6 protein-coding genes and 1 pseudogene are annotated in these 17,774 nt (G+C 43.0%); all 7 read left to right on the top strand.

Going from position 1 to position 17,774, the window contains the following annotated elements; genetic code table 11:
- The first annotated feature begins 31 nt into the window (after positions 1-31).
- The 7 genes and pseudogenes from HMPREF0659_RS10295 (at position 32) to HMPREF0659_RS10325 (ending at position 17,739) form a co-directional block, all read left to right on the top strand.
- Entirely contained in the window at positions 32-1,591 is a 1,560-nt protein-coding gene (locus tag HMPREF0659_RS10295) for a T9SS type A sorting domain-containing protein (protein ID WP_013265045.1), read from the top strand.
- Positions 1,592-1,673: 82 nt separating this feature from the next.
- Positions 1,674-10,964, top strand: a complete 9,291-nt coding sequence (locus HMPREF0659_RS10300) for a SpvB/TcaC N-terminal domain-containing protein (protein ID WP_088582098.1) — start codon at positions 1,674-1,676, stop codon at positions 10,962-10,964.
- Entirely contained in the window at positions 10,961-11,659 is a 699-nt protein-coding gene (locus HMPREF0659_RS10305) for a hypothetical protein (RefSeq protein ID WP_013265301.1), read from the top strand. The genes HMPREF0659_RS10300 and HMPREF0659_RS10305 overlap by 4 nt, the downstream gene beginning before the upstream one ends.
- A 51-nt stretch (positions 11,660-11,710) precedes the next feature.
- Complete coding sequence (locus tag HMPREF0659_RS10310) at positions 11,711-13,669, top strand: RHS repeat-associated core domain-containing protein (RefSeq protein ID WP_013265689.1); 1,959 nt, start codon at positions 11,711-11,713, stop codon at positions 13,667-13,669.
- Entirely contained in the window at positions 13,659-14,222 is a 564-nt protein-coding gene (locus HMPREF0659_RS10315; RefSeq protein WP_013265358.1) for a tetratricopeptide repeat protein, read from the top strand. The genes HMPREF0659_RS10310 and HMPREF0659_RS10315 overlap by 11 nt, the downstream gene beginning before the upstream one ends.
- A pseudogene (locus tag HMPREF0659_RS10320) lies at positions 14,197-16,416 on the top strand (RHS repeat-associated core domain-containing protein); the annotation flags it as partial. The gene HMPREF0659_RS10315 and the pseudogene HMPREF0659_RS10320, both read left to right, overlap by 26 nt.
- A 90-nt stretch (positions 16,417-16,506) precedes the next feature.
- Complete coding sequence (locus tag HMPREF0659_RS10325) at positions 16,507-17,739, top strand: IS4 family transposase (protein ID WP_013264582.1); 1,233 nt, start codon at positions 16,507-16,509, stop codon at positions 17,737-17,739.
- The last annotated feature ends 35 nt before the right edge of the window (positions 17,740-17,774 follow it).

Here is a 17,774-nt window from a genome sequence, read left to right on the forward strand (position 1 = left end):
CATCCTCGAATCATATTAAAATAGTCTCAATATGAAACATAAATACCTCACAGTAGTTTTCTTCTTCATATCCACTCTTTCTGCTACAGCTCAGACCCCAGGTGGTGTAGATAAGCCAATGGTATGGTCACACGATTCTACCTCTGTCCGTGTCTCTGCTGGTGCTGGACTTACCTATATAGGCGTAAGTAAGGTATATGGCGAAAAAGAACAGGCAATATGGTCTCTTGGAAGTGGAAAAGCTATTACCCGTATACAGACAACTAAACGTGCTGCTAACCTTGGCGATGGTACATTCATGAATTATGCCAAGGACTCGCTCCCTGAAATGCGACTTTATAGCTATACGACCTCTTCCAATATGGGTAATGGTCAGACTTTGCATATCGGTCGGAATGGGAATGCTAAGTTGCCTGTAAAGAACCTTGATGGTAGAACTGTTGAGTATACCGTCTTCGATCGCCGCCTTTCTGATACAGAACGTTGCCGTGTGGAAAGCTATCTTGCTTTGAAATATGACGTGAGTCTTCGCAGCAGTTACCTTAATTCAAGAAGCGAGGTTATTTGGAATGGGTATACCAACAAGGATTATAGCCACCGTATAGCTGGCCTTATCTCAGACAAAGCCTCTGCCCTGCATAAGACAAGAGCCAAGAGCTGTGAGGAAGATGGTTTCCTTACAATCAGTATGAGTAAACCTCTTGAAGATGGTGAGAGTCTTCTTTGGGGTGACAATAATGGCAAGCTTTCTTTCCGCCAGAGTAAGGCCTACGGTAAGTGGATAGGTAGACGATGGATGAATGCAGCAACACGGGTTGACAAGCCTAATGTTGATATTGTAGCTGATGGTAAGCAGCTACGCCAGATACAACCTCTTGCAGAAGGTGAGAGCTACTATCTTGCCGTTGATCCTACAGGAACGGGGAGTTTTCCTGTCAAAACTCTAAGCTATCATAAGGCAAACATGACAGTTGGTGACAGTATTGTCTTTAAGACTATACCGTTAGGTAAACGTGATGTATTCACGCTACGAGCTGCCAAAGATATGTTTACAACAATAGAAGTAAAGCAGCCAACGGAGAAGAGCGGCAGCACAGGAACACTTTCTGTCAGAGTAACAGGTGGTATTGCTCCTTACAAGATGATTCTACAGAGAGAACACATGTCTGTTTTCAATCGTACTACAAGCGACAGCATACTGTCTGTTGACGGACTCATAGAAGGGAAATACCTTCTTACGACGACAGACCATGTGGGCAACAAGGCTGAGAATGAGTTTCAGATATCGAAGACAGGTATCACAGAGATTCCTTCCATAAACCCTTCTGACGGAAATAGTGACTTCTTTGCGAATGTAAGTGTAAGTCCTAATCCAACGGCGAATGGATATGTCGGTGTGCAGGTGGAACTGAGCGAAGCTGCTCCATTGGACATGGCACTCTATACGGCGGGTGGAGCTCTTGTCAGTCGTCAGGCGAATATGCCAGATACATATTTCTCCACTAAAGTTTATCTGCCACAGACAGGTGTTTACTTATTGACACTGCAAAGTGGTAGCAAAGAAAAGACATTTAAACTGGTGAGAAAGTAATTCTCTTTTTATCCTTTATAAATTTTCCAACGCAAGTATATATACTAAGGACCTTTAGGCCTAAAACAAAATAGCAAGAATAATGAAGTATTCTACACATTCACTTCTCCTTCCGTTTCTGTTGCTGGCAGGAATCATACTAAACTCCTGTAATGGTGGAAGTAATCGTTCTGCTAAAGAAACTGTAATCAGTGATTCTACATCCAGTGATACAGTCTCTTCTGTACAAAAAGATAGCACTTCCCGAAAGACTACTTCCTTACACACACAAGTTAAGGACAGTGTACGGAACTCTTCTGTGAAGAGATTCTCCAAAGAAGTTGTAAGAAATCAAAAGTTGAATCATGTAGATACTCACAAGCCGAACAGGAAATCTGCAAGACTTTTTGCAGACTTAGGCAAACGTACCGTCAGCAAGTTCTTTGCTAACTCCGACAGCGATACACTCAATGTTGGGCGTGCCCAGCTTGCCGTACCACGTGAGGCTATGGAAAAGGGTAAAGTTCTCAGTATTACACCACTTAGAAAAGGTGAACTACCAACCTTGCCTACGGGTATGGTGAATGTTACAGGTGGCTGTGATACATTGATGGCAAGAACCGATACGGTGTCAGGTTATCGCTTCTTACCTCATGGCAATCATTTCGTCCATCATCTGGCAAGTATCGCAGTACCTTACGACAGCACGTTGATACCGAAAGGCTATACTGTAGATGATATCCACACCTATTACTATGATGAACTGCACCAACGCTGGACAATGCTCCAGTCAAAAGGTATTGATACTAAACGTGAGGTGGCAATGGCAGAGACTTCACATTTTACGGATGTCATCAATGGTATCATCAAAGTTCCTGAGAGTCCCGAAACACAGAACTATGTCCCTACAGGTATCAGTGAACTGAAGGCTGCTGACCCTGCAGCGGGTATCCAGCAGATAGAAGCTCCATCAGCTAATCAGAATGGCACGGCGTCACTGTCCTATCCTTTCGACGTTCCTGCAGGGCGTAATGATATTGGTGTAAGTGCCGGCTTACAGTACAGCAGTGAGGGAGGCAGTAGCTTTGTTGGTTACGGATGGAGTTTTCCGGTGCAGAGCATTGACATAGAGACCCGATGGGGTGTACCACGTTTCGAAGATCAGTACGAAAGTGAGAGCTATCTCCTCATGGGACAGCAGCTTAGTGACCGACTCTATCGTAGGACTGATTCTCTGGCAAGACAAGCTGATAAGCAGTTCTATCCAATGACTGAAGGTGGTTTCAGTAGGATTATCCGAAAGGGTAACAGCCCGAAGAACTATTACTGGGAAGTGACTGGCAAGGATGGTACAGTCTATAGTTATGGTGGTCATGGTGGTCATGTCAGTGATGCAACCTCTCTTACAGATACCAATGGTAACCGTATCAAATGGGCACTTGATCGTGTTACCGATGTCCACGGGAACTTTGCCGCTTTCCATTACATGAAGTCTGGCAATAACCTTTATCCTGAACGCTATACATGGACAGGACTCGGGGAGACGGAAGGACTGTATAGCATTGAGTTTGATATTGACTCTACAGCCACAGACCGAAAAGATGTGACGAGTAGCGGAAGACTTGGCATTATGCAAAAGGACAAAGGGCTACTCCGTAAGGTCATAGTGAAGAATAATGGTCAGCAGCTCCGCAGCTATACCTTAAACTATGAAGAAGGACCGTTTGGCAAGATACTGCTAAAGAGCATTGATCAGAACGATAGTAGGGATGGTAAGGTTGCTACACAATCTTTTGACTATTACAATGACCTCAAAAATGGCCTTTTCTCTTCTAAGGCAGAATTATGGAAGGCCGAAGGAGAAGATTACGAGGCATTCCTCAGCCATTCGGTTCGTGGGTGTGATGACAATCTAAGTCTTCTTGGTGGTGGAGCTTCAAAAAGCCACACTACGGGTTGGGGAACAATGGTAGGTATTGGCTTCGCTGCTGGAACAGTAAATGTTGGTCCATCTTTCTCTAATAGTAAGAGTTCAAATTCTGGTAAAGTTGCTTTTGTAGATATTGATGGTGACGGGTTGCCAGATAAGCTCTTCAAACGAGGTAACAAACTTTACTATCGTAAGAACATGAGCGCAGATGGAAAGAATTTACTCTTCGGAGAAACAATATTGATATCAGGAGTAAACTCTTTCTCTGATGGTAATAGTACCAGTCGTTCTCTTAATGCTGATGCAGCTGTTGAAGTTGGTCTTATAGGTAAACTTAAAGCCTCTGTTGGAATTTCTTATACACATTCAAAAGATCAAGACAAGACAACCACCTATCTTTATGATTTCAACAGTGATGGTCTTACGGACATTGCTGTCAATGGTCAGGTATATTTTAATCATATTGTAGACGGGAAACCAGTATTTAGTCCAGCAAGTAGTGTAACTGCCAATCCTATTATTGGCGAAGGGGCTCCTATTGATAAACATTTTATCCCAGACTATAAGGTTATCCGTGATTCCTTGGAAAAGGAATATCCACTAAATGATGCTGTCCGTATGTGGTGCGCGCCTTTTAATGGCAGAGTCAACATACAAAGTACTATAAAGAAGCTTAGCAATCAAGGTGATGGTATCATCTACAGCATTCAACATGAGGGTGACGGTTTCTTAGTTCGTGACTCTTTGTTGCAAGCTGGTAGCAAAACCAACAATCTTAACTGTGATGTAAAAGTAGGAGACAGAATCTTCTTCCGTCTTCAGTCCCGATATGATGGTGCGGATGATAAGGTCCTCTGGAATCCTATAATTACTTATATATCTTTGCCTGTTGGCAAGAATCGGTATCTGTCAGAAGACTTAAAAGCATATAATAGTAAAGCTGATTATATAGAGGGTGAAAACAATGTAGCAATCTTTAATCGTAGTGGTAAGGTTACGCTCCACGCCCCTTATAGGAAAGAAAAGACTACTGATGATGTTACACTTATCGTCACACGATTGGACCATAATGGTGAAACGATTGTAAAACGACTTAAACTCCCTGCTGACAGTATCGTCAATGATTCCTATGACTATACTGGTAATATAGATGAGAAAGATTCTGTTTCATACTTCTTCGAAATTACGACTACATCCCCAGTTGATTGGACAAAGGTACAATGGGCGGGTAGCTATAATTATGAAGATGACCAAGAAAGTGTACGTTTTGTAGCATCTCGTAGGATGTTCAACAAGCCTGTTAGTATAGCAGGGAGTAAAGTGTTGAAACAGGGTGTTACCGTATTAAATAGGAAATACCGTCCTAAACTTTTCATTGCTCCAACACTATCCGTTGTGCGTGAAGATAAAAAGAATGACACAGATACTGCTACTGTTTATTTCACTTTACATGATCAAAACGGACTTCCCGTATTGCATCACACCTGTCGTTTGAATACATCCAATACGCTCCAAGCAGATACTATCGTAGTTACAGACACAACACTTATTAAACGATTAAATACAGGTAAGGTAACTGCTACTTTTGCAATAAGTAATGAATTAGCTAAATCTACTTATGCTAAAGTTAGTTTCTTACGTGATAGCCTTTCTTACCAAAGTGCTACATCCACAGTTGTTACTGCTGAGCAGCGTGTTCTTGTGGATACGTTAGAGGCTTGTGTGTTCTCTGGGTATAATTCTGTTGATTATGGCAGGCTCTACCGAGGATGGGGACAATTTGCTTATAACGGCAATAAAGCCTATGCCTCCCAGCCAATAGAAGTGTCAGCACTGACCATTGACAGAGATAAATATAAGGATATAGCCGAGCATTATCATTCTACCCACGATGGGAACAGACTTGCAGAGAGTCTTACTCCTGTCAATGAACAGCGTTTCTTTGTTATGGGTTATGATACTAACAAGAGAATGTATGTTGGCGGCTCTGAACATGTTTTTATCTCTTTGGATACAATCTGTAGCTCTCGTATTGGTGAGGATGCTATTATAATAGACAGTGTGCATTATGCTAAAAATGCGGGTGAATTGTCTGCACCTGTACTTATGAGTGAGTCAAAGAGTAATGGCTATGGTGTAAGCGGTGGAGTCTCTTATGCAGGACTCAGTGGCAGCAAGAGTACACAGACATCTTATAGCAAGGTGGCTCTAATGGATATCAATGGTAATGGTTATCCTGATTGGTTAGAGGAGGTAGATGGCAATATTGTTACTCAATATACCAATGCAACTGGTACACTTGGTAAAGATCGCATGAAGTTAAATGTCAATCGACCAAAATTTAAAGCAAGTTCTTCTACTATAGGAGCAGATGCTAGTCTATCAAAACGGGCTTCGTCAAAGAGTGCTTTAGCTATCAGTATCAACCCTAAACCACAAGACGATGAAACATCAGGCGGTAGTGATGGACATAATTCATCCAATGGTAATGCTATCTCCAGTGTGTCCGTGAGTGCAAGTGGGAACTTTACTTCTGGAACCTCTCATACAGAAAGTGATTGGACTGACCTTAATGGTGACGGTCTTCCTGATATGCTCTTTGGTGATAAAGTGAAGTTTGGTCTTGGATATGACTTTACAAATGAAGAGAATAGCGGTGTTACGTCATTGGAGTCTTCTGAAAATAGCACATGGGGTGCAGGACTTGGTACATCCATTGAAGTTCTCGGTAATGCCGATATATCTTTTGGTGTTAATGGAACGAAGACAACAACAAAGTATAATGTATCTTTTATAGATGTTAATGGCGATGGCTTACCTGATATGGTAACTCGTAATGCTGAAAAGTTCACGATAATGTTGAATACTGGGTCGGGATTTATTCCTTATTCCGAAGAACAACAAGGTCGTTTCAATGAGTCATTGGCAACGTCCGTTTCTCAATATGGTAATTTTGCTGTTTCTATTCCAATACATATTCTGTTTTTAAAACTAAGGTTTACAGCTAAGGTTACCAAATCTTGGTCAAGTGGTGTTAGCCGTACGAGTGCTGCCTTAAGGGATATAGATGGCGATGGAAGACCTGATCTTATCATATCTGATGGAGGAAAGCAGCTTGTTGTTTATCGTAACCTTACGGGCAGAACGAACATGCTGCGCTCGGTGACACTTCCTTTCGGCGGACATATTAATATCAACTATGAGCAGACAACTCCAAGTTACGACTTGCCGGGACGTCGCTGGGTGATGTCATCGGTTGAGACGACAGGTGGATACAAGGAGAACGGAGCAATACGAAGCAGGAATACTTTTGAATATAGCGGTGGCTATCGTGACCGCCGTGAGCGTGACTTCTATGGTTTCAAGCAGGTACGTACCAATCAGATAGACACCGAGAACGGTGATAGACTCTATCGTTACTCGGTACAGACCTATGGTAAGAACAGGGATTACTATGCGCATGGACTTGTTACGAGTGAATATCTCTATACCGCTGATGGAAAGAAGCTGCAGGGAGCTGTCTATGACTACGACCTGAAGACACTCGCCGTTGGTAATAATACGACAGATGCTGTTGTCTTCCCTGCCCTAAAGACACTCGTTCAGAGTAACTTTGATGGGGACAGTCTGGCGGTTGCTGTCAGCAATACTTACGATGACTATGGTAACCTACAGGGATATAAGGAGACGACAACGGGCTATAGCTTAGAGGCAGATATCAACTATCATAAGATAGCCGACAAGTATATTGTCAGTATCCCGAGCCATATCACTGTCAGCAGTGGTGGTAAGACTTATCGTGAACGCAGCACGAAGGTGGACGGAAACGGTGAGATAACGGAGATCGTGCTCCATAACGGTGACAAGCCTTCTGTCTATAACATGACTTACGATGGCTATGGTAACATCACACGTATGATGAAGCCGGAGAACTACAATCATCAGCGTATGTTCTATGCCTATACCTATGATGACCTCTATCACAGTCTTGTGACAAGTGTCAAGGATGCATACGGCTATAGCTCCAGTACGGCTTATGATGGTCTTTGGAATGCTCCGTCTGTAACGACCGACCTCAACGGGCAGAAGATGGAATACACCTACGATGCACAGGGCAGACAGATGACGATCCGTGCTCCGTATGAGATAGAGAGCGGTCAGCCGTTTACTATCCGCTTTGAGTACTTCCCTGCAGAACGTAAGGCACATACCATCCATTATTCTAAGGAAGGTAACATAGATACCTATACCTTTGCCGACTCGCTGATGCGTGCCGTTCAGACGAAGCAGACGGGTGTAGTGTGGTCTGGTGGTAGCAATCAAAAGGTCTCCATCGTTACTGGAAGGGCTGTCATCGATGCCTTTGGACGTAATATTGCGGCTTATTACCCAATGACGGAGAGCTATGGTAACATCGGCACTTACAACCACGCGACGGGTGATCTGCAGGCAAAAACGGAGTATGATACGCACGATCGTACCACGAGTGTTACGCTTGCTGACGGCAGTGTGACACGTACGGCTTATACTATCGGTAGCCATGACGGTGAACCAATGCTCCAGACAACGGTTACGGATGCACTGGGACGACATGCGGAGAGCTATACGGATGCCAAGGGGCGCAACCGTGAAACGGTGCAGCATGCTCGTGGTGAGGATATCACGGTGAAGTACAGCTATGACCCTGTCGGTCAGGTGATGATGGTTCAGCATCCTAACGGCAAGGAGACGAAGTATGCCTACGACTTGCTTGGTCGGAAACTGATGGTGAACCATCCTGATGCGGGTGAAACGAATATGACCTATGATGCGGCAGGTAACCTCTTGACAAAGCTCACGGCAGAGCTTAGGAAGTCGATATCCGACAAGGGTTATATCTCTTACACCTACGACTTCGAGCGACTCCATGAGGTGCTTTATCCAGAAAATCTCTTCAATCGTGTTACTTATACCTATGGTAAGGCTGGCGATAAGTACAACCGTGCTGGTCGTCTTGCCCTCGTTGAGGATGCGAGTGGCGGTGAAGCCTATTACTATGGCAGACAGGGTGAGGTGACAAAGACTGTCCGTACAGTCATGGCGAGTGTGGCGGATATCAGGACTTATGTCTATGGTGCTACCTATGATAGCTGGAACCGTGTGCAGACGATGACTTATCCTGACGGTGAAGTGGTGACCTATCGTTATAATGCTGCAGGACAGGTTGAGAGCATGACGAGCAATAAACAGGGACGTCAGAGCGTTATTGTTGACAGGATAGGTTACGACAAGGAGGGTCATACGGTCTATGCGAAACTCGGTAATGGCACGGAGACTACCTATACCTACGATAAGCAGCGTGAGCGTCTGCAGGTGATGAACCTTACAGCGGACGGCCAGACTGTGATGGAGAACAGGTATCGTTATGATGCTGTGGATAATATCCTCGGTATTACGAATGCCGCCAACCCAACATCGCTGATGAAACTCAACAAGGCGAAGCTGGGAGGAAGGAGTTCGCATACGTATGAGTATGATGAGCTGAACCGCCTTATTCATGCCAGCGGTAAGGCTAAGCATGCATCGTATGATATGGTGATGTCGTTCGGACGGATGAGTGAACCGCTGACGAAGGTTCAGAAGGTGGACTCAACGACAACTGCTAAGTCTTATAACTTTGCTTATAAGTATGAGGACAGCAACCACCCCACCGCTCCAACGCAGATAGGACACGATCATTACACGTATGATGCCAACGGTAATCCAACGCTGGTAACGAATGACTCAACCAACACTACTCGTGAGATGTACTGGGACGAGGACAACCGTCTGATGGTACTCTCTGACAATGGCAAGACGAGTCGTTACACTTACAATGCTGCTGGTGAACGCATCATGAAGAGTTACGGTACGATGGAGGGTGTGTATATCAATGGTGCACCGCAGGGAATCACGTTCCACGAAACGGACAACTTTACGCTTTATCCTGCAAGTATCCTCTCTGTCAACAAAAACAGATTTACGAAGCATTACTTCCTTGGTGACAAACGAATCGCTTCAAGGATTGGAACAGGTCTGTTTAACAACGTCTATGGACGCAATGGCTCATACGTAACGGCTGGGCAGCAGGACTATGCTGAGCGTATAACTCAGATACAGAAGCAGAAAGAGGCATACTATAAGCAGCAGGGCATTGCCCCTGGTGTACCAACAGAGAAGGGCGCGTATGGTGACCCAGAGAACACGGGTGTTGGTTATAATGCCGTCCTCACCGAACTTGGCAACCATGATGTGCCACAGGGTTGGATTCAGACTCCACGCCCTAACACCACACCAGGCACCACCCCCGGTGCCCCAGTCTCATGGAACGACCCGAGCAATCCTGATGACCCACAGGCTGGATATGGCTACGTTCCTAATGATACTACAAAAGAAGAAACCTTCTTCTATCACAGTGATCACCTCGGCTCAACGTCTTACATCACAGATGATAAAGCTAACATCACGCAATATGATGCTTACTTGCCATACGGCGAACTCCTTGTAGACGAACACTCATCAAGTGAAGACTTACCGTATAAGTTCAACGGCAAACAGTTCGATGACGAGACTGGCTTGTACTATTACGGTGCAAGGTACATGAATCCCGTCACGAGTCTGTGGTATGGGGTGGATCCGTTAGCGGAAAAGTATCAAGCGAGTGGTTCATATCTTTATTGCAGGCAAAACCCTGTAAGGCGGGTTGACGTTGATGGAAATGATGAAGTCCATATTAATGGGGATGGAAGAATCGTGAAAGTTATAAATGATCATTCTGTCTATATAACGATCGTTGATCCTAAAGGGAATAGACATAGTCTATCTAGTTATAATATTTCTCCATATTTTTGGGGAATTGGAAGAGGAGATAATCTCCAAATAGTGGCTAATATTGCTGGCTATTATGCAAAACAAGCAGGCGTCCATGGATTAGTAGGTGCTAAAGGTAATGAAAAACTTGGTATTCTTGCTCATTATGATCCTAGTGACAAAGGAATCTGGCTACAACCATCTAATTCAAATGGAACTGTAGATAGTTGGTTAGATAATAAATATGACTTAATGAATATATTACAACATGAGTATTTCCATAAACTTGATGATCAAAGAAACGCTTATAAAAATCATCTTTTACATGCATCAGTTGATGAGAGAGCCAGTCGTACCAGGACCTTTGCCCACACATCTGACAAATTGAAGCTTAGCGTAGCTATAGAGTTCTCAGAGTTGGTAATGAATGCTTATTATCAACCTAACAATAATACAAAGGCTGATGTAATGAACCTAATAGATAAATTTAATCGGAATAATACTGGAAATATCTTTTTGAAGTTTAATCCAGCCGCCAGTACTATAAATATTAATTTAAAAGGTGAGGATCATCCCATCGATTATGTCCCAAGCCAAGATAAGTTTAACTTTATTATGCCAAAAGAAAAAAAATGAAAAAGAAAATTATAATTATTTGTTTGTTATCTATCTTAGCTTTCTTCATTGGCAAAACAGCTTATGATAGCTTTATGCTTAATTCATACTACAGTCATGGAGATGAACTAATCGCTAAGATAGAAAAATACAATATGGAACGACATACCTATCCTCTATCCTTAGACTCGATAGGAATAAAGGGATATGATTTGGGTGGAGGTCTCATATATAAGAATCTTTCTTTTAGATACTCCTGTGTAGGAATCGGCGATTTCCGTTTATCTTTCTATTATGGTTCATCATTCTATACCTATTCTCCATTATTAAGAAAATGGAGTAAAGACTTAGACTTAGATACCTTAAATATTATCAGAGAGAGTCTTTTCTTGGAGATAAGTAAAATGGAAAAGCAAAAGAAAATGAGACAAGTGTTAAGAATAATACCCCAGAATAAGTTAAAGCAATTTAAGGAGTTTAGCGTATCTGATACAGATTCTATCTATTTTGTACAAAACTATTATACAAATAATGATATAGCAGAAGAAGGCTTTGTAAAAAGGGATAAGGGGGAACTTTACAGAATAGGAAGATGGAAATTCTATGCTAAAGATGGGAGATGCATTATGGTATCGTATGAAAATAAATATATTGAAAAAGGATATGTTATAAAGGAAGGTTTTCCACGTAATAATGTTGATTATGTTAGTGAGTAATTGATAAAAAGATAGAGTTATGGAGTGATGTTACTGTAGCTCTCTAAACACTTGACGAGCAATAAACAGGGATGTCAGAGCGTTATTGTTGACAGGATAGGTTACGATAAGGAGGGTCATACGGTCTATACGAAGCTTGGTAATGGCACGGAGACAACCTATACCTACGATAAGCAGCGTGAACGTCTGCAGGTGATGAACCTTACAGCGGATGGTCAGACTGTGATGGAAAACAAGTATCGCTATGATGCTGTGGACAATATCCTTGGTATCACGAATGCTGCCAACCCAACGTCGCTGACGAAACTCAACAAGGCGAAGTTAGGAGGAAGGAGTTCGCATACGTATGAGTATGATGAGCTGAACCGCCTTATTCATGCAAACGGTAAGGCTAAGCGTGCATCGTATGACATGGTGATGTCGTTCGGACGGATGAGTGAGCCGCTGACGAAGGTGCAGAAGGTGGACTCAACGACAACTGCTAAGTCTTATAACTTCGCTTATAAATATGAGGACAGTAACCATCCGACGGCTCCAACGCAGATTGGTCACGATCATTACACCTATGATGCCAACGGTAATCCAACGCTGGTAACGAACGATTCAGCGAATACTACCCGTGAGATGTACTGGGATGAAGACAATCGCCTGATGGTACTCTCTGATAATGGCAAGACAAGTCGTTACACTTACAACGCTGCCGGCGAGCGTATTATGAAGAGTTACGGTACGATGGAGGGTGTGTATATCAACGGTGCACCACAGGGTATTACCTTTCATGAGACAGACAACTTCACGCTTTATCCTGCAAGTATTCTCTCTGTAAACAAGAATAGATTCACGAAGCATTACTTCATTGGTGACAAACGAATCGCCAGCCGTATCGGTACAGGATTGTTCAATAACGTCTATGGACGCAACGGTTCATACGTAACGGCTGGTCAGCAGGACTATGCTGAGCGTATGAATCAGATTCAGACACAGAAAGAGGCGTATTATAAGAAGGTGGGTGTAGCCCCTGGTGTACCGACAGAGAAGGGTGCGTATGGTGATCCAGAGAACACGGGTGTAGGTTATAATGCCGTCCTCACCGAACTCGGCAACCATGATGTGCCACAGGGTTGGATTCAGACTCCACATCCTAACACCACACCAGGTACCAACCCCGGTGCTCCAGTTTCATGGAACGACCCAAGCAACCCTGATGACCCGCAGGCAGGTTATGGCTACATTCCTAACGACACAACGAAAGAGGAAACTTTCTTCTATCACAGTGACCACTTAGGTTCAACGTCTTACATCACAGACGATCATGCCAACATCACCCAGTATGATGCTTACCTACCATACGGTGAACTGTTAGTTGACGAGCATAGCAGTAGTGAGGACCTACCGTATAAGTTCAATGGTAAACAGTTCGATGAAGAGACAGGCCTGTACTATTATGGTGCAAGGTACATGAATCCAATCACGAGTCTTTGGTATGGAGTGGATCCATTGGCAGAGAAGTATGCAAGTATGGGTGGATATGTGTATACGCTGGATAATCCGGTGAAGTTAGTGGATACTGATGGACGTATCGTAAGTTATCCGAAGAATCAACGTACAAAAAGGACAAAAGTATATTATAAAAAAGATGTTGTCTCATCTCCACATGGTTCATCCACAGCTCAAGCAATTATGGCCTTTGCGACATCTAGTATTATTGTTTTAGGTGCTGATGATGCTACAGGTATTGGAACTGTGGATGATATAGCAATACCAATAGTAGGCTTAGTCGGCTTCGGAGCATACGTCTATAATGAGTTTGTAAGCGCAAATAGCAGTCCCAAAGAGTCTATCTTCTTAGCTGCAGAGCATACAAAAGGTGCTAGAAAATCAACTAGTGATAAGCACACTGCTCATCGAGCCGGATCTTCATATGGACAGAATCGAAATAGTAACCGGGGAGACAAAAATAAAAAATATCAAAAGAAAGCAAATCCAAATAAACGTAAAAATGGGAAGTAATGGTTTCTTACTGCAAGAGGAGACGAAGCGAATAGATGAAAGATTGTCACTTCTTAAAGCCGAATCACAATGGAATAATCTTAAACTATTCTTAGTAAAAATGTCAAAAAAATATTATAATGAATCATTCTTCTTAACGGAACTATCCAATGTTTGCACTAAGTTGGAACAATTGGAAGAAGCATATGAATATTCACGAAAAGCGTTTGAGTTGAATTCCGCAGACTACTTGGTTAAGTATAATTATATATTTGCATTGCTGAACTTGGATAGGCTAGATGAAGCTTTTGTCATTATTAAACAAATTAAACGTGTTAGTACAATACATATAGCCTATAGTAAATCTGGAGAAGGTTTAAAATGGGCTAAATCTATAAAGAATGACACGAAATATCTTGAAGGAGTATATTATCTAAAAAAAGGTTTATTGGCTAAAGCCCAAAAATGTTTTACTCTACATTTAAGGAATAGAAGAAGAGGAATATATAGTGATTTTACTAAAAGGCAAGTTATGAAGAAAATTAATGAGTGCCTACACCATCCAAAGCCATGACGGTGGACCGATGCTCCAGACAACAGTCACGGATGCACTGGGACGACATGCGGAGAGCTATACGGATGCCAAGGGGCGCAACCGTGAAACGGTGCAGCATGCCCGTGGTGAGGATATCACGGTGAAGTACAGCTATGACCCTGTCGGACAGGTGATGACGGTTCAGCATCCTAACGGCAGGGAGACGAAGTATGCCTACGACCTACTTGGTCGCAAACTGATGGTGAACCATCCTGATGCTGGTGAAACGGATATGACCTATGATGCGGCAGGCAACCTCCTGACGAAGCTTACGGCAGAGCTTAGGAAGTCGATATCTGACAAGGGTTACATCTCTTACACCTACGACTTCGAGCGACTCCATGAGGTACTTTATCCAGAAAACCTCTTTAATCGTGTTACTTATACCTATGGTAAGGCTGGCGATAAGTATAACCGTGCTGGTCGTCTTGCCCTCGTAGAGGATGCGAGTGGCGGTGAAGCCTACTACTACGGTCGACAGGGTGAGGTGACGAAGACTGTCCGTACAGTCATGGCGAGTGTGGCGGATATCAGGACTTATGTCTATGGTGCTACGTATGATAGCTGGAACCGTGTGCAGACGATGACTTACCCTGATGGCGAGGTGGTTACCTATCACTACAATGCTGCCGGACAGGTGGAGAGCATGACGAGCAATAAACAGGGACGTCAGAGCGTTATTGTTGACAGGATAGGTTACGACAAGGAGGGTCATACGGTCTATACGAAACTCGGTAACGGCACGGAGACTACCTATACCTACGACAAGCAGCGTGAACGTCTGCAGGTGATGAACCTTACAGCGGACGGTCAGACTGTGATGGAGAACAGGTATCGTTATGATGCTGTGGATAATATCCTCGGTATTACGAATGCTACCGACCCAACGTCGCTTACAAAACTCAATAGGGCGAAGTTAGGAGGAAGGAGTTCGCATACGTATGAGTATGACGAACTAAACCGCCTTATCCACGCAAGCGGTAAGGCTAAGCGTGCATCGTATGATATGGTGATGTCGTTCGGACGGATGAGTGAACCGCTGACAAAGGTGCAGAAGGTGGATTCAACAACAACTGCGAAGTCTTATAACTTTGCTTATAAGTACGAGGACAGTAACCATCCGACGGCTCCAACACAGATAGGTCATGACCATTACACATACGATTCCAACGGTAATCCAACACTGGTAACGAACGATTCAACCAACACTACCCGCGAGATGTACTGGGATGAAGACAACCGTCTGATGGTACTCTCTGACAATGGCAAAACGAGTCGATATACTTACAATGCTGCTGGTGAACGCATCATGAAGAGTTACGGTACGATGGAAGGTGTGTATATCAATGGTGCACCGCAGGGTATTACATTCCATGAGACGGACAACTTCACGCTTTATCCTGCAAGTATTCTCTCTGTTAACAAGAATAGATTCACGAAGCATTACTTCATTGGTGACAAACGAATCGCTTCAAGGATAGGAACGGGTCTGTTTAACAACGTTTACGGACGCAACGGTTCATACGTAACAGCTGGTCAGCAGGATTATGCTGAACGCATGAATCAGATTCAGACACAGAAGGAAGCATATTATAAGAAGGTGGGTGTAGCCCCTGGTGTACCTACAGAGAAGGGTGCGTATGGTGATCCAGAGAACACGGGTGTAGGTTATAATGCCGTCCTCACCGAACTCGGCAACCACGATGTGCCACAGGGTTGGATTCAGACTCCACATCCTAACACGACACCAGGCACCAACCCCGGTGCACCAGTCTCATGGAACGACCCAAGTAACCCTGATGACCCGCAGGCTGGTTATGGTTACATTCCCAATGATACTACGAAAGAAGAAACCTTCTTCTATCACAGTGACCACCTTGGCAGTACGTCTTACATCACAGATGATAAAGCCAACATCACGCAATATGATGCATATCTTCCATACGGTGAACTGTTAGTTGACGAGCATAGTAGCAGCGAAGACCTGCCGTATAAGTTCAACGGCAAGCAGTTCGATGAGGAGACCGGTCTGTACTATTATGGTGCAAGGTACATGAACCCGATAGCAAGTATTTGGTATGGGGTGGATAGATTAGCCGAGAAATATGTCGCCACAGGTGGATATGTATTATTGGTGTCCGATAAAACTTTTTTTGCGTTCATATCTTTTTAATTCAGAATAATAAAAAAACGGGCTGATTGTTTTGCACATTCAGCCCTTCTTATTTCCTTTGTAGTTGTCATAATAAAACAATGAAATAAGATGAACAAAAGTACACATTTTATCGGACAGCCACTATATGTTCAACTGTTAAACTATTTTAATCGTGATAAAATTCTCTCTCTGAGCCAAGCTCAGGGAGGTGAACACTATATAAAGAAGTTTGATGCATGGCATCATCTTGTTGTCATGCTTTATGCAGTAATGCTGCGTTTAGACTCTCTGCGTGAGATAAAAGCCTCTCTCTTTGCTAATGTTAATCGCTTTAATCATCTTGGTTTAAAGCATTTCCCTTGTCGAAGTACCTTGTCAGATGCAAATAAACGCCGAGATTCCGAGATATTCGGTTCGATCTATATGAACCTATATGAGAAATACCGCCATGAGCTTTACTCGGACAGCCGAAATTGTGGACAGCCTAAATGGCTGAAGAATCTAAAGATAATAGATTCTACGACAATAAGTCTGTTTTCTAACTTGGTCTTTAAAGGTGTAGGACGTAATCCCAAAACTGGTAAGAAGAAGGGTGGAATAAAAGTACATACAGAGATATTTGCCAATGAGAATGTTCCAAGCGATATTAAGTTCACATCTGCAGCTAGTCATGATCAGTTTGCACTTATCCCAGAACGATACGCCAATGAGGACCTGATTGCTTTTGACCGAGCCTATATAAACTATGAAAAGTTCTCTGAACTGACGCAAAGAGGCGTTATATATGTAACTAAGATGAAAAATAATCTTAGCTTTGAAAGGATTGCTGATACAGATTACCAGATGACTACAGATTATGGAGCTGTACGCGTAGAAACCATTCTCTTCCATAAGCATACAAAGGAAAAAGATATTTACCATAAAGCAAGAAAAATCACATATCAGGATAAGACCAAGAAAGGGAAAATCAGATTCATATCTCTGCTGACCAATGATTTTCAGATGTCAGCAGAAGATATTATAGCTATCTATAAGAGACGATGGCAAATAGAAACCTTATTTAAACAAATAAAACAGAATTTCCCGCTAAGATACTTCTATGGAGAGAGTGCGAACGCTATAAAAATACAAATATGGATTACACTTATAGCCAATCTGCTTATAACCCTAGTGAAGAACAAAATAAAGAGACCTTGGAGTTTCTCAGGCTTGGCAACAATGATAAGAATTCTACTTATGAGTTATGTCTCAATACAGAGTTTCTTTGAACGGCCACATAGAGACTGGGATAGATTGATTACCCAGGTAAAAGCCCCACCAGAAGAGTTGTCATTATTCTAGTGGGGGGGCTTGGAATTTGAAATAAGAACAAATCA

Origin of the sequence: Prevotella melaninogenica ATCC 25845, from assembly GCF_000144405.1 — a bacterium.
Taxonomy (GTDB): domain Bacteria; phylum Bacteroidota; class Bacteroidia; order Bacteroidales; family Bacteroidaceae; genus Prevotella; species Prevotella melaninogenica.